The sequence below is a fragment of the Acinetobacter sp. 809848 genome (genome assembly GCF_000581275.1).
Lineage (GTDB): Bacteria > Pseudomonadota > Gammaproteobacteria > Pseudomonadales > Moraxellaceae > Acinetobacter > Acinetobacter pittii.
In genome coordinates this window covers 16,296-36,078 of record NZ_JEXG01000007.1, presented here as the reverse complement: position 1 = coordinate 36,078, position 19,783 = coordinate 16,296, and the positions used below count along the sequence as shown (strand labels likewise).

General features: G+C 38.5%; 17 protein-coding genes. 10 read left to right on the top strand and 7 right to left on the bottom strand.

Translation table 11 applies throughout. From position 1 onward, the window contains the following. Positions 1-81: 81 nt before the first annotated feature. From rodA to J536_RS10025, 4 genes are all read left to right on the top strand, one after another. Positions 82-1,224, top strand: coding sequence for a rod shape-determining protein RodA (gene rodA, locus J536_RS10040; protein ID WP_017386541.1), 1,143 nt, complete (start codon positions 82-84; stop codon positions 1,222-1,224). Positions 1,225-1,243: 19 nt separating this feature from the next. Further along, entirely contained in the window at positions 1,244-2,245 is a 1,002-nt protein-coding gene (mltB, locus tag J536_RS10035; protein WP_005068218.1) for a lytic murein transglycosylase B, read from the top strand. Between the two features lie 288 nt (positions 2,246-2,533). Beyond that, the gene (locus tag J536_RS10030; RefSeq protein WP_002118141.1) at positions 2,534-3,145 is read left to right on the top strand and encodes a septal ring lytic transglycosylase RlpA family protein; all 612 of its coding nucleotides are present in this window, start codon (positions 2,534-2,536) and stop codon (positions 3,143-3,145) included. 571 nt (positions 3,146-3,716) lie between these two features. Then, a complete protein-coding gene (locus J536_RS10025; RefSeq protein WP_002118194.1) occupies positions 3,717-4,166 on the top strand; it encodes a DUF962 domain-containing protein in 450 nt (149 codons plus the stop codon). Positions 4,167-4,209: 43 nt separating this feature from the next. Here J536_RS10025 and J536_RS10020 read toward each other — a convergent pair whose 3' ends face one another. From J536_RS10020 to rpsB, 6 genes are all read right to left on the bottom strand, one after another. Beyond that, positions 4,210-4,527: an AzlD domain-containing protein gene (locus J536_RS10020; protein ID WP_032062822.1), complete on the bottom strand. Its 318-nt coding sequence runs from the start codon at positions 4,525-4,527 to the stop codon at positions 4,210-4,212. Between the two features lies 1 nt (position 4,528). Beyond that, entirely contained in the window at positions 4,529-5,245 is a 717-nt protein-coding gene (locus tag J536_RS10015; protein ID WP_032062821.1) for an AzlC family ABC transporter permease, read from the bottom strand. A gap of 88 nt (positions 5,246-5,333) precedes the next feature. After that, positions 5,334-6,158 carry a helix-turn-helix transcriptional regulator gene (locus J536_RS10010; RefSeq protein ID WP_032062819.1) on the bottom strand — a complete coding sequence of 275 codons (825 nt, stop codon included), beginning with the start codon at positions 6,156-6,158 and terminating at the stop codon, positions 5,334-5,336. Positions 6,159-6,263: 105 nt separating this feature from the next. Next, positions 6,264-6,749, bottom strand: a complete 486-nt coding sequence (locus J536_RS10005; RefSeq protein ID WP_032062818.1) for a DUF3465 domain-containing protein — start codon at positions 6,747-6,749, stop codon at positions 6,264-6,266. A gap of 65 nt (positions 6,750-6,814) precedes the next feature. Further along, complete coding sequence (gene tsf / locus J536_RS10000; RefSeq protein WP_002118238.1) at positions 6,815-7,690, bottom strand: translation elongation factor Ts; 876 nt, start codon at positions 7,688-7,690, stop codon at positions 6,815-6,817. A gap of 137 nt (positions 7,691-7,827) precedes the next feature. After that, complete coding sequence (rpsB, locus tag J536_RS09995; protein ID WP_002118204.1) at positions 7,828-8,580, bottom strand: 30S ribosomal protein S2; 753 nt, start codon at positions 8,578-8,580, stop codon at positions 7,828-7,830. Between the two features lie 210 nt (positions 8,581-8,790). On the opposite strand from rpsB, the gene map reads away from it, so the two are divergent. The 4 genes from map to J536_RS09975 all read left to right on the top strand — a co-directional run bounded on the left by map (position 8,791) and on the right by J536_RS09975 (position 14,077). Further along, a complete protein-coding gene (map, locus tag J536_RS09990; RefSeq protein ID WP_002118165.1) occupies positions 8,791-9,618 on the top strand; it encodes a type I methionyl aminopeptidase in 828 nt (275 codons plus the stop codon). A gap of 203 nt (positions 9,619-9,821) precedes the next feature. Continuing rightward, positions 9,822-10,940, top strand: coding sequence for an OmpW/AlkL family protein (locus J536_RS09985; protein WP_032062817.1), 1,119 nt, complete (start codon positions 9,822-9,824; stop codon positions 10,938-10,940). Between the two features lie 405 nt (positions 10,941-11,345). After that, entirely contained in the window at positions 11,346-12,692 is a 1,347-nt protein-coding gene (locus tag J536_RS09980) for an MFS transporter (protein ID WP_005068199.1), read from the top strand. Between the two features lie 170 nt (positions 12,693-12,862). Continuing rightward, complete coding sequence (locus tag J536_RS09975; RefSeq protein ID WP_032062815.1) at positions 12,863-14,077, top strand: MFS transporter; 1,215 nt, start codon at positions 12,863-12,865, stop codon at positions 14,075-14,077. Between the two features lie 243 nt (positions 14,078-14,320). Here J536_RS09975 and sthA read toward each other — a convergent pair whose 3' ends face one another. After that, complete coding sequence (sthA, locus tag J536_RS09965) at positions 14,321-15,733, bottom strand: Si-specific NAD(P)(+) transhydrogenase (protein ID WP_002118117.1); 1,413 nt, start codon at positions 15,731-15,733, stop codon at positions 14,321-14,323. A gap of 196 nt (positions 15,734-15,929) precedes the next feature. On the opposite strand from sthA, the gene lipA reads away from it, so the two are divergent. Together lipA and J536_RS09955 are read left to right on the top strand one after the other, a co-directional pair. Next, a complete protein-coding gene (lipA, locus tag J536_RS09960; protein ID WP_002118167.1) occupies positions 15,930-16,943 on the top strand; it encodes a lipoyl synthase in 1,014 nt (337 codons plus the stop codon). A 279-nt stretch (positions 16,944-17,222) separates the two neighbouring features. Beyond that, entirely contained in the window at positions 17,223-19,685 is a 2,463-nt protein-coding gene (locus J536_RS09955) for an acyl-CoA dehydrogenase (protein ID WP_032055399.1), read from the top strand. Positions 19,686-19,783: the final 98 nt, after the last annotated feature.

Below are 19,783 nucleotides of genomic sequence, written 5' to 3'. Positions count from 1 at the left end.
TTGCAAAATATTGATATACATTGCCATTAATCAGGTTTATGTTAGCATGCGCCAAGCACTGATTGACCTAGTTAACGCCGCATGTCTCCTAGCCCACAATATAAGTTTTTACGCCAAGCTCCTCGAGATGGTCTTAGCACCGCTATGCAACCATCAAGGTGGCAACAACTCCACATTGACCCGTGGTTATGTCTATTTTTGCTGTTAAATGCGCTATTAGGCTTAACGGTACTATATAGTGCTTCGGCGCAGGATGTAGGGCTGGTCAGTAAACAAGCCATGAGTTTTGGTATTGGCTTTTTAGTGATGTTTGGTCTAGCCCAAATTCCGCCTAAGGTCTATCAAGCGTTTTCCCCCTACTTTTATTTGTTTGGCCTATTTTCGCTTGTGGCAGTTATGGTATTCGGTGAAGTCCGAATGGGTGCTCAGCGTTGGATTGATATTCCCGGTTTCGGAAGTGTCCAACCCAGTGAGTTCATGAAAATCGGCATGCCGATGATGATTGCATGGTTTTTAGCACGAAAACCTCTTCCCCCTAGTTTTTCACAAGTTATTTTATCTTTAATGTTAATTGGTATTCCCTTTTTACTGATTGCAGAACAACCTGATTTAGGGACATCACTTTTAGTATTAGCAAGCGGTATATTTGTCTTATTTTTAAGTGGACTATCGTGGCGAATGATTGGTGCAGCTGCCGCATGTGCAGCAATCGTAATTCCAATTGCGTGGGAATTTCTTTTACACGACTATCAACGCCAAAGGGTTTTAACCTTACTTGATCCAGAGGCAGATGCACTCGGTACGGGTTGGAATATTATTCAATCTAAAACTGCAATTGGTTCTGGTGGTTTTTCAGGTAAAGGCTTCCTTGAAGGCACCCAATCACATTTACACTTTTTACCCGAAGGACATACTGACTTTATTATTGCTGCATATTCCGAAGAATTTGGACTCATCGGTGTACTTATTTTAGTAATCCTTTATTTTGCCATTATTTTTAGAACATTCCAGATCGGTTTACAAAGCTTCCATAACTATGGACGTTTAGTTGCTGGCGCCTTTGGTTTGTCTTTTTTTGTTTATGTATTTGTAAATGCGGGAATGGTCAGTGGTATTTTACCTGTAGTAGGTGTTCCTTTACCTTTTATGAGTTATGGCGGAACAGCTATTATTACTTTAATGGCCACCTTTGGTTTAGTCATGTCCATTCATACACATCGATAATCTGGAATTTTAAAACGATATGTTGTCTCAACACTTAAATAAAACTTTAAAAATGCTCGCTTTGTGTACTGGCTTAATCAGTACAAGTCATTTCGCTCAGGCCAACGATTTTGCAACACATCCTGATTATTTGAATTTTAAACAAAAAACGATGAATGCTTATGGCTTAAGTAGCGATCAAGTCGATGCAGCCATGAGTGGTGCAAAAAATTTACCAAACATTCTAAATATTATGACTCGTCCGGGTGAAAGTAAGCCTTGGTATGATTATCGCTCTATGTTCTTGGTCGAAGGCACAATTCAACGTGGTGTCCGTTTTAAAAATCAATATGCAGATGCGTTAAATCGTGCAGAACAACAATATGGCGTATCTCAAGCTGTCATTTTAGGTATTTTGGGCGTTGAAACAGGTTATGGCGCAAATAAAGGTTCTTTTATTACACGTGATGCTTTAGCTACGCTTGCTTTTGGCTACCCTCGCCGTGCTGAATATTTTGGTGATGAGCTAGCTGCTCTTATTGCTTGGACTTATAAAGAAGGCTATCCAACAAATAGTATTGTAGGTTCCTATGCAGGTGCGATTGGCTATCCACAATTTATGCCAAGCAATATTAGTAAATATGGGGTGGATTATGACGGCAATGGACATATCGACTTAAGAAACTCAGCAGAAGATGCTATTGGTTCAATTGCAAACTACTTAGCAAAACAAGGTTGGCAACGCGACCAACCGATCGGGTTTATGGCTCGTTACACTGGGTCAAATCCAGAAAGTATTATTGCTAAAGATTTAACGCAACCTTTCCCATATGGTGCATTAAAGACACTTGGTATTTCTCCATTGAATCCTTTAGTTAAAATTGATGATCTCGATATGGTGAATGTTATTCAATTACAAGACTATAATGGACCAATTTACTATTTAACTTACCCGAATTTTCAAGTGATTACGACTTATAACAAGAGCCGCATGTATGCTACAGCTGTATGGTTATTAGGCACCGAAGTAGCTAGCCGATAGGCTAGCTTTTTTATGCTTTATGTAAAAGTCAATAAATATTTTTGTTAAATAGATCACAATACATACATTTTTAATAACTTGTTACATTATTGATTATTTTTTATCCTAAAACTGTAAGTTTTTGCCCTTTTTGTAAAGATTTCTCGTTAAAGACTAGACACTCTCCGTAACCGATGAATATTATCCACCCCAATATAGCAATTGCAAAAGTGAATAATAAGGCATGTTCACTTTAAATTTCAGTCAATGGCTGAAAGAAAAAGTACATGTTCTCAGGAGTTTATACAAATGCAGTTATCGCTGAAATACGTTCTTGCACTGACGGCTAGTTTAAGTATGGCCCCACTGCACGCTGAAATGGTGCAGTCATCATCATTAAACAGTGATGTAGATGGTCCTAATCTAGCAGCACGTGTATTGAGTAAAGATACTCAAAACTTTAATTCTCGTTTTTCTAACATTAACAGTCTTTCAATCACTGAACGTTCTGGCGATCAAATCCGTCGTCAAGCTATCGCAGCAAAAATTGAAATCCCTGAAGATGAGCCTTCAGTGATTGAAAAACTTAACACAGTAGCTTCAAACACTGTTCGTAAGTTTAGCCAAACTGGTATGGCATCTTGGTATGGCCGCCAATTCCATGGCCGTAAAACTGCAAGTGGTGAAACATTCGACATGAATGCTTTAACTGCTGCTCACCGTAGCCTACCGTTGAACTGTTACATTCGAGTAACGAATAAAGACAATGGTAAAAGTGTGGTTGTAAAAGTAAATGACCGTGGTCCTTTCCATGGCAACCGTGTACTTGACCTATCATACGGTGCAGCTAAACGTCTTGGTATTACCAATGCTGGAACTGCTAAAGTAAATATTGAGCGTGTTGATGGCCCAACTTCATAAGTTATAGCCTCTCGAGTTCATGTAAAAAGCCGCAATTTTTTCTGCGGCTTTTTTATATTTTAAGTTATCAAAATAATTCCTAACGTAAAGTTAAAAAATCCTCTTTTTTGCCCCTTATCTAGCTCTGAATTTGAATATTTTTTAAACAAAAAACCATGTTTATTTAATACCAGTTAATTTTACGTCTAATTTGCGTTTAGAGCGTCTTTTTTAAATTTGCGCTACACTAGTACCATTTTTCCAAAATAAAGGCTATTTATGGCGTTTTTAGAGTAGATGAGTAGAGCTTTTTCATACAATTTTCCCATCAATCTCAAAATTACGCTTTTTTAGATGATTTCATCATTTAGCAACACAGAAAAAATATTATGAAAAATTGCCCCATTCTTGAGGTCGAATTGACCACCTTTTCAACCACAGTCATATTATTTTTTCGTTTGCCCTTTCTTAGTTTTTTTAATACAACGCTCCCTATAGTTGAATAGTGTTGGTTTCTTGTCGAGATCCTCAAGAACAGGCTAAAATATACTCACAAAAATAAATCGAAGTTAAAACAAGGAGTGTGCTACCAATGAAATCCATTACTGAATGGTTTGATGAATATAGTGAAAGTCATCAAAATCCAACCAATAAACAAATTCACTGGCTTTGCGTTCCCGCCATTTTATTTTCTATTATTGGAATCATTGCGCATTTCAGCACATTGCTTACTGCTTTATTACTTGTGTTGACCTTAGTATTTTATGCACGTTTAGATCTTGTACTTGCTGTGGCAATGGCTGCCTTACTTGTTGTTATGGCATGGCTCATTTACACCCTACCTGTAGGAGTCGGGTTTTATATCGCTATTTTTGTGATTGCTTGGGTTGGACAATTTTACGGACATAAAGTCGAAGGCAAAAAGCCCTCGTTCTTTAAAGATTTACAATTCCTACTAATTGGACCAGTTTGGTGTATGGATGCTTATCTCTCAAAAATCTTACCTAAATGGAAAAGCAGACAAAAACAAGCTCTTGCTTAAAGATTAACTTAAAGCTGAATCCTTTCGATTCAGCTTTTGCATGTTAGTAATTTATTAGAAAATTTATAAAATAAAAAACTCCTAAACTTGCTATCACACTTAAAAGAACTTTTTTTAGGTACATAGCGATTACAATACAAAAGATTGCTGCATAAATATAAGGATTATTTATCACGCCTCTTAAATGATTACCATCGAAAAAAATAACTGGAATACAAATTGCAGTTAACAAACAAGGTGCAGAATAGTTAAGCATCTTATTCAGAATAAGCGGCAGTTTAATTTTTACTTGAGGTTCTAAAAAATAATAGCGATTAAAAAAGACGATTGCTGCCAAGCCTAAAATCATAAACCAAGACATATTATTGCTCCTTACCTATTTTTTCAGTTAAAACAGCAATTAACATTCCCATCAACCCTGAAAGTAAAATCGCACCCTCAATTTGATAAAATTTAAATAAAAACCCACTTAAACAAGTTGTTAGCACACCAGCTATGACCGGAAATCCTTTACATAACGGCACAATCATGGCAATAAAAATAGCAACGATCGAAAAATCCAAATGGTAATTTAAAAGATCAGGTATCACTGTCGCCAGCAGTATTCCCACCAAACTAAAAGCAACCCAAAATAAATAAAAACACAGTCCTGCTCCCAACAGATATTCCGAACTTCTTTTTTCAAATGGAGCACTCACCGCAAACAATTCATCTGTTAATAAAAAACCTAAACTCAATCGTTTAGGTAGAGATAAGATAGAAATGTCATTTCTTAAAGTTAATGCATAAATAAAATGTTGAGCCGTTAAAAAGAAAATAGTCAAATAAATTGTAAAAACAGATGCACCTTCCATAGCCATGCTTAAGCTAACCAACTGAGCAGCTCCAGCAAAGACGAGTCCAGACATTGCTAGTGCTTTATAAAAAGATAATCCTGCATGAATTGCCATAGATCCCGCTAAGATTGCCCACGGAATAACAGAAATTGATAAGGGCAAAATATCCATTGCGCCACGTAAAAATAAATAGGATGGCTTATTTTTTAAAAACCCAACTGGCTGATTAAGCTGAATATTCATATATAAAATCCAATATAAGAAACATCTCTATACCATGCTTGATGAGTGCCGACTTATATTGGATAAAATTGCTTTAAAACTAATTTATTTATATGTTCAAACTTGCTACATATTGAGTGGGTGTGACGCCCATTGCTTTTTTAAAGTGACGGTTAAAATGGCTTTGGTCAGAAAAACCACATTGTTGTGCCACCATGGCAATTTGGTCCCCCTGTTTTAATAACTGTCTTGCTTTTTGCAAACGTGCTTGTACAAGCCAAGCGTGAGGTGGCAGACCTACATATTTTTTAAATTGCCTTAAGAAATGCCAAGCGCTCAAGCCGACCATGTCAGCCAAATCTTGTAAAGAAAAGTTTGTTTCAGGCATTTCTACGAGTAATTCTTTAACTCTTAATATTTTTGAATATGCTTCTGGTAACTCACAAAAAGTATGATTTGATTTACCATGTCTCTTCATAAGACAAGCTAAAGTTGTTAAATACATCGTTTCTTTGAGTAGAAAATTATCTTTTTGTTCTAATAAATCAAAAAGTAAGCAAAGCTGTTGAGCCAAACCTAGGTCGCGAATCACGGCTTGAGGAAACCATGGTGCGCCATGCGGATTTTCAAAAAAATCTTGACTAACTTCTGCTAACATTTCAGGTATTGGATAGATCGCTCGATAACGCCACCCTGATTCAACAGCCGATGAACCAGTATGAATCTCGTCAGCATTGACTAAAATAATATCGCCTTTAGGAGCTACATGTAGCTGTCCCGTCCTAAAAAAAGACTGTGCTCCCTCTTCAATCACACCAATACAGTACCCTTCATGAGTATGCTTTGAAAATTGTGTTTGGTGATAATGTGCTTTTAATAACTCTAAACCGCCCAACTCTCGCACATGCAGATAATCGGCTTGCTCCCGCTGCATAAATACGTCTCATCTATTCAATAAAAAAACCATAGCACGTTTTAATAAACTGAATAGAACAAAATTGCTCTATGAAAATAATCTGATTAAACGTTCACTTGAGCTTTATTGATAGATCTGTCCGTCATGTTTAAGCCATCCACCTTCATGACGACCTTGTGGATCGCGATGAGTCCAATGTAGTACACCACCTTTTGAGTTGTATTCATATTCGCCATAAAACTCAACGATGTCACCTTTATTTAGATTAGAAATTTTAGGTGCCAAATCGATATTATGTGCAACCAAAATTGAAAGACCATTTTTTAATACTAGAATGAATTTCTGGTGTCTTGACCCATCATTATCATCTCTTAAAATTGCTTTGACTCGACCACTTCCCTGCACTTGAACATTACTTTGTCTCTGCTCATAAGCAGCTTTTACAGTGTCCACTCCATTATTTGAAAGTGTAGTTTCATTACGCTGAGCTGCGGGTATAGTTGATGATGGTAATTGACTTTGCTTGTGCCCAGATAAATCCAGACCAAAATACGCAGCAATCAATAAAATAATCACACCACCAATACTGAGATTTTTTTTATTTGTCATTGTATACCCTTATTTTAACTGAGATAAAAAAAGCCCCAATGGGGCTTTTTTTATTGTGATACGAATTACTTCGCAGCAGCTTGAGCAGCAGCAACTTCTTCAGCGAAGCTAAGTTCTGCTTTCTTCTCAATACCTTCACCAACTTCGAAACGTACGAATTCAGCAACAGTAGTACCAGTTGCTTTTAATACATCAGCAACTTTCTTGTCATTGTCGATTACATACATTTGACGATCAAGAGCAACTTCGTTCAAGTATTTATCAACTGAACCAGTTACCATTTTCTCAACGATGTTAGCTGGCTTACCAGATTCTAACGCTTTCGCTTCAGCAATTTCTTTTTCTTTAGCGATAAGGTCAGCAGGAACAGCTTCAGCATTTACAGCTACTGGGTTGAATGCAGCAACGTGCATTGCAATACCTTTACCAGTATCAGCATCACCAGTATAAGAAACTACAACACCGATTTTTAAACCGTGTTTGTAGATAGCCAAGTTTTCGCCTTCAACGATTTTCGCGCGACGAACTTGGATGTTTTCACCGATTTTTTGAACAAGTGCAATACGAGCTTCTTCAACTGATTGACCGTCTGCTAATTTTAATTCAGCGATTTTAGCAGCATCAGTTTCACCAGCAGCTAAAGCAGCAGTAGCAACAGCTTTTGAGAAGTTAGAGAAGTTTTCGTCTTTAGCAACGAAGTCAGTTTGACAGTTAACTTCAACTAAAATTGCTTTGTTGCCTTCTTGAACGATTGTGATTGCACCGTCAGCAGCAATGTTACCAGCTTTTTTAGCAGCTTTAGCTTGACCAGATTTACGAAGGTTATCAATAGCAAGCTCGATGTCACCGTTCGCTTCTGTTAATGCTTTTTTGCATTCCATCATTGCAAGACCAGTACGGTCACGTAATTCTTTTACCATGCTTGCAGTAATTGCAGTCATGTTGATCTCCTAAAATCGGTAGAAAATAAATCTTTTCAACAAAAACGGCCCAAAGAAACTCTGGGCCGTTTGCACTCTCGACGCTTAATTTGCCACCATTACATGTCGCAAAAATGACAAGCCTGCGTCAAAACGCATTAAGCCTCAGAAGCGTCTTTCGCAGCGTCATCGCCTTTTGCTTGAGCGTTCGCTTGAGATTGAGCGTATTCTTTACCAGCAAGAATTGCGTCAGCCATAGCTGAAGCATATAGAGTTACTGCACGGATCGCATCATCGTTACCAGGAATAACGTAATCAACGTTGTCTGGGTTAGAGTTTGTATCAACGATACCGATAACAGGAATACCTAAGTTCTTAGCTTCTTTGATTGCAATCGCTTCGTGATCAACGTCGATTACAAATAATGCGTCAGGTAAACCACCCATGTTTTTAACGCCGCCTAAAGAGCGCTCAAGTTTTTCCATCTCACGAGCACGTTCTAAAGCTTCACGTTTAGTAAGCTTAGCAAAAGTACCATCTTGAGATTGAGTTTGAAGATCTTTTAAACGGTTGATAGATTGGCGAAGTGTTTTCCAGTTCGTCAACATACCACCTAACCAACGGTGATCTACATATGGTTGACCAGCGCGTTGAGCTTGTTCACGGATGATGTTAGAAGCAGCACGTTTTGTACCAACGAACAAAACTTTGTTCTTTTTGCTTGCTAATTGGTTAGCGAAGTTCAAAGCATCATTTAACGCAGGAACAGTGTGCTCAAGGTTGATGATGTGAATTTTGTTGCGCGCGCCAAAAATGTATTGACGCATTTTTGGGTTCCAGAAACGAGTTTGGTGACCAAAGTGCGCACCTGCTTGAAGAAGGTCGCGCATGCTTACGTTGTAATCTGCCATTTTCTTTACCTTAAAAGTTGGGTTAGGCCTCCATATATCCGCATTCTCCACCTTTTTACGGGCACCCAGAGTAATGTGACGATATATGTGCGGATTTTTTACTCCATCTATCAAAATTGTTCGTAAAAGATATTCACGAAAAGCATTTGATAAAATGGGCGGCTATTTATACCATAGACGCTTGTAAATTACCAAAAGTTTTTAGAGATCATGAACAGTACTTATACAGCTCCACGTCGATTAATCAAAACTCCAGATGAAATTGAAAAAATGCGCATTGCAGGACGACTGGCGGCTGAAGTTCTAGAGATGATCAAGCCCCATATTAAGGCAGGTGTAAGTACACTTGAACTTGATACCATTTGTCGTAATCACATTGAAAATGTGCAACATGCTATTCCTGCATGTGTAGGCTATGGTGGAGCTCCTGGGCGCCCTGCTTTTCAACACTCTATTTGTACTTCGGTTAACCATGTTGTCTGTCATGGTATTCCCTCTGAAAATAAAATTTTAAAAAATGGTGACATCCTTAATATTGACGTTACTGTCATTAAAGATGGTTATCACGGCGATACCAACATGATGTATGTCGTTGGTGGTGAAACTTCTATTTTAGCCAACCGTCTATGCAAAGTTGCTCAAGAAGCGATGTATCGTGGGATGGCAACTGTTAGAGATGGTTCATATTTAGGTGATATCGGCCATGCAATCCAAAAGTATGTCGAATCAGAACGTTTTAGTGTAGTACGCGAATATTGTGGTCACGGTATTGGAACTGTTTTCCATGATGAACCTCAAGTACTCCATTATGGTCAAGCTGGTACAGGTATGCGTCTGGAAGCAGGTATGACTTTTACAATTGAACCTATGGTAAATGCTGGCGTATGGCAAACTAAATTGTTAGGTGACAAATGGACTGTCGTAACGAAAGACCATAAACTTTCAGCTCAATATGAACATACTATTTTAGTTACCCAAACAGGCATTGAAGTCTTAACTGCTCGTCCAGAAGAAGACTTATCTCGCTTCAACCAATAATTTAAAAAACTTAAATAAAAGGCTACTTTGTGTAGCCTTTTATTATTTATTATGTACTTTTTATTAATAAATCTTTCCAAATATAAACAAATATTTCAAAAAAATTACAATTATTAATTTTTAATACACAATCTATTCAATAAAACAGGGTATGGTGGGCTCAATAAAAATCAGTAAACAAATGTCGGACATGGAGTCCTTTTATGATGAAAAAGTCATTATTTTGTATGACAGCTGCCTTTTTTGCTCTGCCAACATTCACTTATGCCGCTTCACCATATTTTAGTTTTAAAGATGGCGATGGCTTCAAACGTTTTTCTGTCTCTGCTGGTTGGCTCCATGCTATGCCTCAAGGCTCAGGAAACCCTGTCAATATCAATACTAGCGTTGCAGAAGGTACAACATCTAAAGTTGGAGATGTATCTACAAAAGCCGTTTTAGATGCAATCGACCAAAGTAAAACTTCAGGAAAATTCTGGTATAGCACTATTAGCCTTCTTGATAAGTTTACAGACACTCTTCCCTCATCACTTGCAGGTACAGCAGAAGTTAATGGTCTTTCTCAATGGCAACAACAAGGTTCTGGCTTAGAAGCTGCTGATGTTGATACTGTTGGTCTTATGTTTAATTACAACTTTACGGACAATTTATCTTTAGAAATTAAAGGTGGTATTCCTCCTAAAGTAGATATTAATGGAAAAGGTAATATTTATGCTCCCCTTTCTGGAAAAGCGACTCCTCTAAAAGACGGATCTTTAATAGGAGGAATCATAGGAGATGGAATTTCCGAGGCGGGGGGAGATATTCCTTTAAAACAAGACCTGCATATTACTGATCTTTCTCAGGGAGGTAAGGCTGCGACTGCTCGTGCATGGTTACCAGCCGTTGAACTACATTATCAATTTGGTAAATCAGGGGTAAATAAGTTCCGTCCTTATATCGGAGCTGGCGTGATGTATGCATACTTTAATGATTTAAAAATGAATCCCGGTATTGAGGCCGATTTAATTCAAGCGGGTCACATGATCCAGAATATCCATGATGGTAAAGCTGGTGCAGCATTAGATCGCAACACATCATCAGCAAATCCTATCGTTAAACTAGAAGCAACCGATACTTTTGCCCCTATTGTGACTCTAGGTGCATCTTATGACTTCAACCCAAACTGGTTTGCTGTTGGTTCAGTTTCATATTCCAAAATGAATAGTGAAGCAAAAATATATGTGACTGACCAAAATACAGGTAAAGAGCTAATTAAAGCGAATACCAAAATTGATATTGACCCACTCATTACATATGTTGGTGTCGGTTACCGCTTCTAATTTTTGTGTCACCCAAAGCTATAAAAACTTATGCACGTTTTTATAGCTTTCTTTTTTTCTATATTTTGCTTCTTTTTAAATCAAAATGCTAAAAAAATGAGCACTTTTATAAAGCCGATTGAAAAAATTTACCGCCTTCCTCTCTTATGAGCATTTACTGATTTATTTCTGTTTTTTAATTAATTTTATTTTTAATAAACTAACTCAATAGAATTAGAAAGTAATTTTTCCTTTTTAGTAAAATTAATTTTTTGGCACAAGCTTTGCTTTATTCATAGCGAGATGAGTCAACGATGATTCAATGAATAAACCAAGACGGCCAACGATGTCCGCTCTGATCGGTCTGCAGATAGGCAATAAATTGCCATGCAAATTAAAATTTCGTTCAGTTCAGAGGGACGGCGTATGTCTTCAAATATCAATCTAGATGCAAAAAAAGCAACTGAAATAAAATTATTTAGCTTTTCTACTCCTGCAATGCGCGCTTTCCACATGACATGGCTCGCATTCTTTGTGTGCTTCTTCGCATGGTTTGCTTGCGCACCATTAATGCCGGTTATTAAAGGTGAGTTCGGCTTAACCAAAGACCAAATTGCCAATATCAATATTGCCGCCGTTGCAATTACGATTTTAGTACGACTCGCTGTCGGCCCACTTTGTGATAAATATGGCCCGAGGATTACCTATACAGCTCTTCTCTTGCTTGGCAGTATTCCTGTATTTGGGGTTGCTGCTGCTAACAGTTATGAGTCTTTTTTATTCTTCCGCTTACTGATTGGTGCAATTGGCGCAAGCTTTGTTATTACGCAATATCATACAAGCGTTATGTTTGCACCTAATGTTGTAGGTACAGCAAATGCGGCAGCAGCTGGTTGGGGTAATGCTGGTGGCGGTGCAACCCAAGCTCTAATGCCTTTATTACTTGGTGCAATTGTCATGTTCGGTGTCGAACAAACTATGGGCTGGCGTGTTGCACTAATCGTACCAGGCGTAATGATGGTCATTGTTGGTATTCTTTACTGGAAACTCACCCAAGACTGTCCTCAAGGAAACTTCAAAGAAGTCCGCGCACAAGGGATTGAAGTTGGCAGTGGTAAAAAAGGTGGCATGGCAATTTTGATGCAAGCTGCCCGTAACTACCGTGTCTGGATTTTATTTGTGGCTTACGGTGCATGTTTCGGGATTGAAATTTTTATCCATAACGTTGCAGCAATGTACTATGTTGATCATTTCAAAATGGATTTAAAAACTGCTGGTTTAACCGCGGGGATATTTGGTCTTCTTGCACTCTTTGCTCGTGCACTTGGCGGTATTATTTCCGATAAAGTCGCACTCAAAAAAGGTTTAGATGGCCGCACTAAAGTACTGGTACTCATGATTTTGGGTGAAGGTTTATTCTTGATTCTTTTCTCTCAAATGAATGTGGTCGCTCTTGCAATTATTTCTATGACCATTTTTGCCTTGTTTACTCACATGGCTTGTGGCGCGACTTATGCTCTCGTACCATTTATTGATCGTAATGCTTTAGGTGGTGTTGCAGGCATTATTGGCGCAGGTGGCAATGTGGGTGCTGTTGCAGCTGGTTTCTTATTAAAAGGTTTGCTAGATGTTCAAACTTGTCTATTTATTTTAGGTGGTTTGGTTATGGTCGCAGGCTGTAGCGTAATTCTAATTCGCTTCACGACTGAACATAAAGAAAAAGAACAAGTCCTTTTTGAACAAGCATTACTTGAACGTAATTCCGCAGCTTAATTTTTACAAGAAGCAGAGATCAAAATGATGTCTGCTTCTTTAATTTTCTTCTCATAAAATACGATTCTTCAGAACTTTTTAATTCTTCTTAAATATTCCCTCCAACTATATCGATATTTTTCGATATATCTTCTACAATAAATCATCATTATTATAATTTTCCATTAATCATGACTAAAACTGGCAACCAATTTTCTCAGTCCCTCATCTATATGCTGATTGGCAGTGCAATTATTCTGGCCCTTTCATTAGGTGTCCGTCATGGTTTCGGTCTCTACCTTGTACCCATGAGCCATGAATTTGGCTGGGGACAGCATGTTTTTAGTCTTGCGATAGCCATGCAGAACCTGATCTGGGGAGCTGTTCAGCCTTTTACTGGAGCAATTGCAGATAAATATGGCAGTAAAGTTGTGGTTGCTGTTGGTGGCTTACTTTATACCCTAGGCCTACTTTTAATGGCTTTTAGTTCAAGTGTACTCATTTTAAATTTAAGCTTAGGCCTTATTATTGGTTTAGCTTTATCAGCAACCTCTTTTACGGTTTTACTGAGTGCAGTAGGCCGAGCTGCCCCTCCAGAAAAAAGAAGTATGGCAATGGGTATTGCCAGTGCAGCAGGCTCTTTTGGTCAGTTTATTATGCTACCTTCCACCCTTCTCTTGCTTAAAACGGTAGGATGGTCGTCAGCTTTAATGGTGAGTGCACTGTTAATTGCGTTTATCATTCCCCTAGCGTGGATGCTAAAAGGACCAAGCAATCAAACACCAAAAGCAATTGCTCAACCACAGCTCACATTTAAACAAGTACTGAATATTGCTAGAAAACATAAGCCATTCTGGTGGTTAGCTTTAGGATTTTTAGTCTGCGGATTTCAGGTGGTCTTTTTAGGTGTTCATCTGCCGGGCTATTTAATCGATCACGGCTTTGATGCAGCTACAGGTACCGTGTTTCTTGCTTTAGTTGGGTTATTTAATATTGTGGGGACTTATGGGGCAGGTTGGTTAGGAGATCGATTCTCAAAACCTAAATTATTAATGGCACTTTACGGTAGCCGAGGCATCGCAATCATCGCCTTTTTACTATTACCTCTAAGCACTTATACGGTATATGCTTTTGGCGTCATTATGGGGCTACTATGGCTCTCTACAGTTCCACTTACCAACGGCATCGTGGCAAATATGTTTGGTGTTAAATACCTTTCAATGTTAAGTGGTATTGTGTTTTTCACCCATCAAGTCGGTTCTTTCTTTGGCGGCTGGCTTGGCGGTGTTAACCATGACTTAACAGGTAATTACAATGCAATTTGGCTATGTTCAATAGCTTTGAGTATATTAGGGGTAATCGTACATTTTTTTGTAAATGAGGAGGCTGTTATCCATGACGCATAATGCCTTACTTTTGAAAACAATTATGACTTTGCTCGTGATTACTCTGCTGGCCTCTTCAATCATTTTATGGAAACAAACTCCTGATTTATTTGTATATTTTAATCAAGCATTTTGTGCCCACTAGAGATATAGACAGCCAGACGCATACTGCAAATTGTCATAAAAATATAAAAAACCTATGGTCTAATGAAAATAAAAAAGCCCGCAAGTTTGCGGGCTTTTTTATGAAAAACTTATTTAAAATCAAAACAAACGATTCATACCATTAAGCGCAGCTACACGATATGCTTCTGCCATTGTTGGATAGTTAAACGTTGTTTCAACAAAATATTTCAAGGTATTGTTTGGGCTGTGCATAACTGCTTGCCCAATGTGGATAATTTCGGCAGCGTTATTACCAAAACAATGAATACCTAAAATTTCCATAGTGTCGCGATGGAAAAGAATTTTTAACTCACCCACTGTATCACCGGTAATTTGCGCACGAGCCAAATGACGGAAAGAAGCTTGACCTACTTCATACGGAATTTTCTCTTCCGTTAGTTCCTGTTCATTTTTACCAATTGATGAGATTTCTGGAATAGTATAAATACCTGTTGGGATATCACGTACTGGCTTCGCATCTTCACCACTCATGTTTGCGCCAGCACAACGCCCTTGGTCATAAGCAGCAGAAGCAAGTGATGGCCAACCAATCACGTCACCAGCAGCATAAATATTTTCAACTTCAGTTTGATATTGATCATTTACTGAAAGTTGACCACGGTTATTTGGTACTAAGCCAACATTTTCAAGACCTAAGCCTTCAGTGTTTCCTGAACGACCGTTACACCAAAGAATCGCATCGGCTTTAATCTTTTTACCACTTTGTAAATGTAGTACAACATGGTCATCAAACGTTTCTAGGTGATCCATTTGCTCATTATGACGAATCAATACACCTTGTTCACGCAAGTGATAAGACAATGCATCAGCAATTTCATCATCTAGATAACTTAATAATTTTTGCTGAGTATTAATCAAGTCAACTTTATGATCTAGACCAATAAAGATTGAGGCATATTCACAGCCAATAACACCTGCGCCGTAAATAATGATTTTTTGAATTGAATAATCAAGATCAAGGATTTTGTCCGAATCGAATACGCGAGGATGATCAAAGTCTAAACCTTGCGGATGATAAGGACGACTACCTGTAGCAATCACGATTTGCTTACAGATAATTGTTTCTTTAATGCCTTCATGGCTAAAAACTAAAACTGTATTTTTATCTTGAATATATGCACGGCCGTGGAATACACCGATTTTATTGCGATCGTAAAAACGTGTATGCGTATCAACCTGTTGTTGAATTACTTTGTGTGCATTACGCAAAACCTGTTTCATGGTGAACTGTTTCCATTCACCTACTTTTTGAAACATTGGATCGCGCTGATAGCGAATAATACTAGAAACTGTTTGACGTAATGCTTTACTTGGAATGGTACCTACGTGTGCACAGTTACCACCCAGTTGATCACGCACATCTACAATTGCAACACGCTTACCCGCTTTTGCAAGCTTCATTGCCGCGCCTTCACCTGCAGGTCCAGAACCGAGAACTACCGCATCGTATTTAACGAAATTCCCACTAACGACCTCTTTTTTACGTGGCATTGAAAGCTCCTTCCTCACTTGAATGACTATATTTTATAATAAATTATGGCTAATATGCGGTGAATTTATGTATTTCTCAACCCTATATTTCTGAATAACCACATTTATTATATGAATAGTTATTTTCCGCTATTAACTGCAGAAGTTCGCTATAATACAATGTCAATGTCTCTATAAACGAGTGGAAAAGTTAAATATGTCAGAACACCGTAAACCTGAACAGGGTGTAAAACTTCGTGGCGCAGAAAAAGTCGCAAGAATTCCTGTAAAAGTTGTACCTACGGTTGAAGTGCCGCGTAAACCTGACTGGATTCGTGTCAAGATGACGGCACCAGAAGAAGTTCAGCGTATTAAAACCACTTTACGTGCTCAAAAACTCCATACCGTTTGTGAAGAAGCTGCTTGTCCAAACCTACCAGAATGTTTTGGTGGTGGTACAGCAACATTCATGATCATGGGTGATATTTGTACACGTCGTTGCCCTTTCTGTGATGTAGCACATGGTCGTCCAAATGCACTCGATGCAGATGAACCTCGTCACATGGCAGAGACAATTGCTAATCTTAAGCTCAAATATGCAGTAATTACTTCGGTTGACCGTGATGACTTACTTGACGGCGGTGCACAACACTTTGTGGACTGTATCAAAGAAGCTCGTGCACTAAGCCCAAATACATTGCTTGAGATTTTAGTACCAGATTTCCGCGGACGTATGGATATTGCTTTACGCATTATGACTGAATGTCCGCCAGACGTATTTAACCACAACATCGAAACTGTGCCACGTCTATATAAAGCAATGCGCCCAGGTTCAGACTATCAACATTCTTTAAACTTATTAAAAATGTTTAAAGAATATTGCCCTGATATCCCAACAAAATGTGGTTTGATGGTGGGTATCGGTGAAACTGAAGAAGAAGTTATTGCTTTGCTTGATGACTTGCGTGCTCATGATGTTGACTATGTGACTATTGGTCAATACTTACAACCTTCTAAACAACACGCGCCAATTGACCGCTTTGTAACGCCAGAAGAGTTCGAACGTTATGCAGAGCATGGCCGTAAACTTGGTTTTAGAAATATTTGGTCTGCACCAATGGTTCGTTCAAGTTACTTTGCTGATCGTCAATACCACGGTGAACCAGTGCCGGAAGTTCGTCGCAAAGTAGATCCAGCTAAAAAAATCGCTGTTCAAGTTGTCGAAGCTTAAAAATTAAATATCTATAAAAGCCCTCTACGTTAGAGGGCTTTTTATTTGTATAAGAAAATCAATAACATTTCTTGACAAATCGATAAAACAACCCATTACACTTTCACTTAAAAATATCTTATATCTAAAAGTACGATATATCCCTGCTCTAGCATATACATCAATTGCGACATAAAAAATTAAATTTAAACAGCATTAAAAATTAGCTAGTTAAGCCTTAAATCTCTCCTCGCTTTTTTGTAACTTCTAACTTGAGGGCTTATCTAGCAAGGAGCAAGTATGATTTTCCTACTCTTTGTTTTAAGCGTTGTCATTCAGCTTTTTGCAATATGGGCAATTTTCTTTTTTAATCTAAACAGAACCATTGGTAGTGTTATTACGATTGCTGTAGCCATACTTACTGCACTCATACTAACGCCATGGGCTCTCCTTTTAGGTATTCCCCTTATTGTCCTTAGTATCATTATTTTATTTGCACCATTACGCTTTAATCTGATTACTCAACCTGCATATAAAACTTTAGCAAACTCAATGCCGAGCATCAGTACGACTGAACAAGAAGCTTTAGAGGCAGGTACCAGTTGGTGGGAAAAAGAATTATTTATGGGGGCACCCGATTGGTCACAATTTGAAAATTACCCCTACCCAACTTTGTCAGCAGAAGAACAAAGTTTTATCGACAATGAAGTTGAGCTCCTTTGTAGCATGCTAGATGAATGGGAGATCCATCATCACTTAAAAGATCTACCACCAGAAGTTTGGCAATTTATTAAAGATAAAGGTTTTTTAGGCCTCATTATTCCAAAGTCCTTTGGTGGCAAAGAATTTAGCTCATTTGCCCAAAGCCGTATTATGAGCAAAATTGCTTCCCGCTCACTCACCACAGCTGTGAGTTGTATGGTTCCAAACTCGTTAGGACCAGGTGAGCTACTCATGCACTACGGTACCGATGCACAAAAACAGCAATATTTACCGGGCCTTGCTAAAGGTGAAGAGATCCCATGCTTTGGTTTAACCAGCCCAGAAGCAGGTTCAGATGCAGGCGCCATTCCAGATTCAGGTGTTGTTTGCTACGGTGAATATGAAGGTGCTCAAGTCCTTGGACTTCGCATGAATTTCTCTAAACGCTGGATTACGCTTGCGCCAATTGCCACCGTTGTTGGTCTAGCCTTTAAACTTTATGACCCAGAAGGCCTACTGGGAGATAAAAACAAAACAGAATACGGTATTACTTGTGCCTTAATTCCTGCAAGTCATACGGGTGTAAAAATAGGAGCACGCCATTATCCTGGTTCACCATTTATGAATGGAACAGTAGAAGGAGAAGATATTTTTATTCCTATTGACTGGATTATTGGTGGTCAAGAAAATGCCGGAAAAGGCTGGCGAATGCTCATGGAATGTTTAGGTGTAGGCCGTGGTATTTCCCTTCCAGCTCTAGCAACAGCCGCAGGTGAAATGAGTTATTTAACCGTTGGTGCTTTTGCGAAAATTCGCCAGCAATTTAATATTTCTGTCGGTAAATTTGAAGGCGTACAAGAAGCAACCAGTGAAATTGCCAGCGATGCCTATATGCTTGAAGCATTTCGTTATTTAGTGACATGTGGCCTAAACCAAGGTGGAACACCTGCCGTGATGACTGCTATGGCAAAATATTATGCAACTGAAACGATGCGTAAAGTCGTAAATCACGGAATGGATATTGCTGGAGGACGTGCTATTCAACTTGGACCACGTAATTTCCTTGCCCTTACCTATCAAGCAATTCCAATTGCTATTACGGTAGAAGGTGCAAATATTTTGACCCGTTCATTGATGATTTTTGGTCAGGGCTCAATGCGTTGTCATCCTTATCTATTTGAAGAGTTACAACTCCTTCAATCTGAAGATAAAAATAACTCAGTCAAAAAATTCGATGATTTGTTATTTAAACATTTAGCCTATACCTTTAACCGCGGTGCTAGATCATTTGCCTACGGTTGGACAGGTGGCTCAAGCGATGCGCCTCAGTCAGCAGATCAATTCACTGCAAGTTACTATAAAACGATTAATCGTTTTAGTGCCAACTTCGCACTTGTTTCAGATATGTCACTTGGCCTACTTGCAGGCGACTTAAAACGCAAAGAAATGTTATCAGGTCGCTTGGCAGATATTCACGCGCACCTCTTTATTTCTACTGCGATATTAAAATTTTATGAAGCTGGACAAAAAACTGAAGCTGAACAACTTCACGCTAAATTAGCTCTACAAAAAGCGCTCTTGAATATTCAGGAAGCATTTTGGGGATTATTTGAAAACTTCCCAGCTAAACTTCCAGCAGCATTTGTAAAATGGATCTGTTTCCCTCTTGGACGTGTCATTTCAAAACCTGACGATGAGTTAAAACAGCAAGTCGCTGAACTTATGATGCAGGAGCATCCTTTTAGAGAGCAGCTTAAACATCATGTATTTTATTCAACCAAAGCCGATGATGTAACTGGTCGTTTAGAGCATACTTTCCAAATCCTGCGAACGCTTGAACCACTTTGGGATAAGTTTAAAAAAGCTGAATCTAAAGGCAAATTTACGGGACTTACTTTCGAAGAGAATATTGCACAAGCGATAAAAGAAGGCTTTATTTCTGAAAGCGAAGCTCAACAATTATTGCAATACAACGCAATTCGATTCGATAGCATGCTTACAGATGTGTTTGATGAAGATTTAAATAAAGATCTTCCTTTGTCGAACCCTCATCAAATTTAGTGACTGATGCCTCCACTAATTCACTATTGCAATCACACTTGATTCGCATTAATTAATAAACAGCCATAAAAGCGTCAATCGACGCTTTTATTTTTAGG

What these genes read in the sequence shown, in the direction of transcription:
- rodA (WP_017386541.1), top strand. Translation starts at nt 82, where the DNA reads ATGTCTCCTAGCCCACAATATAAGTTTTTACGCCAAGCTCCTCGAGAT.
- mltB (WP_005068218.1), top strand. Translation starts at nt 1,244, where the DNA reads ATGTTGTCTCAACACTTAAATAAAACTTTAAAAATGCTCGCTTTGTGT.
- J536_RS10030 (WP_002118141.1), top strand. Translation starts at nt 2,534, where the DNA reads ATGCAGTTATCGCTGAAATACGTTCTTGCACTGACGGCTAGTTTAAGT.
- J536_RS10025 (WP_002118194.1), top strand. Translation starts at nt 3,717, where the DNA reads ATGAAATCCATTACTGAATGGTTTGATGAATATAGTGAAAGTCATCAA.
- J536_RS10020 (WP_032062822.1), bottom strand. Translation starts at nt 4,527, where the DNA reads ATGTCTTGGTTTATGATTTTAGGCTTGGCAGCAATCGTCTTTTTTAAT.
- J536_RS10015 (WP_032062821.1), bottom strand. Translation starts at nt 5,245, where the DNA reads ATGAATATTCAGCTTAATCAGCCAGTTGGGTTTTTAAAAAATAAGCCA.
- J536_RS10010 (WP_032062819.1), bottom strand. Translation starts at nt 6,158, where the DNA reads ATGCAGCGGGAGCAAGCCGATTATCTGCATGTGCGAGAGTTGGGCGGT.
- J536_RS10005 (WP_032062818.1), bottom strand. Translation starts at nt 6,749, where the DNA reads ATGACAAATAAAAAAAATCTCAGTATTGGTGGTGTGATTATTTTATTG.
- tsf (WP_002118238.1), bottom strand. Translation starts at nt 7,690, where the DNA reads ATGACTGCAATTACTGCAAGCATGGTAAAAGAATTACGTGACCGTACT.
- rpsB (WP_002118204.1), bottom strand. Translation starts at nt 8,580, where the DNA reads ATGGCAGATTACAACGTAAGCATGCGCGACCTTCTTCAAGCAGGTGCG.
- map (WP_002118165.1), top strand. Translation starts at nt 8,791, where the DNA reads ATGAACAGTACTTATACAGCTCCACGTCGATTAATCAAAACTCCAGAT.
- J536_RS09985 (WP_032062817.1), top strand. Translation starts at nt 9,822, where the DNA reads ATGATGAAAAAGTCATTATTTTGTATGACAGCTGCCTTTTTTGCTCTG.
- J536_RS09980 (WP_005068199.1), top strand. Translation starts at nt 11,346, where the DNA reads ATGTCTTCAAATATCAATCTAGATGCAAAAAAAGCAACTGAAATAAAA.
- J536_RS09975 (WP_032062815.1), top strand. Translation starts at nt 12,863, where the DNA reads ATGACTAAAACTGGCAACCAATTTTCTCAGTCCCTCATCTATATGCTG.
- sthA (WP_002118117.1), bottom strand. Translation starts at nt 15,733, where the DNA reads ATGCCACGTAAAAAAGAGGTCGTTAGTGGGAATTTCGTTAAATACGAT.
- lipA (WP_002118167.1), top strand. Translation starts at nt 15,930, where the DNA reads ATGTCAGAACACCGTAAACCTGAACAGGGTGTAAAACTTCGTGGCGCA.
- J536_RS09955 (WP_032055399.1), top strand. Translation starts at nt 17,223, where the DNA reads ATGATTTTCCTACTCTTTGTTTTAAGCGTTGTCATTCAGCTTTTTGCA.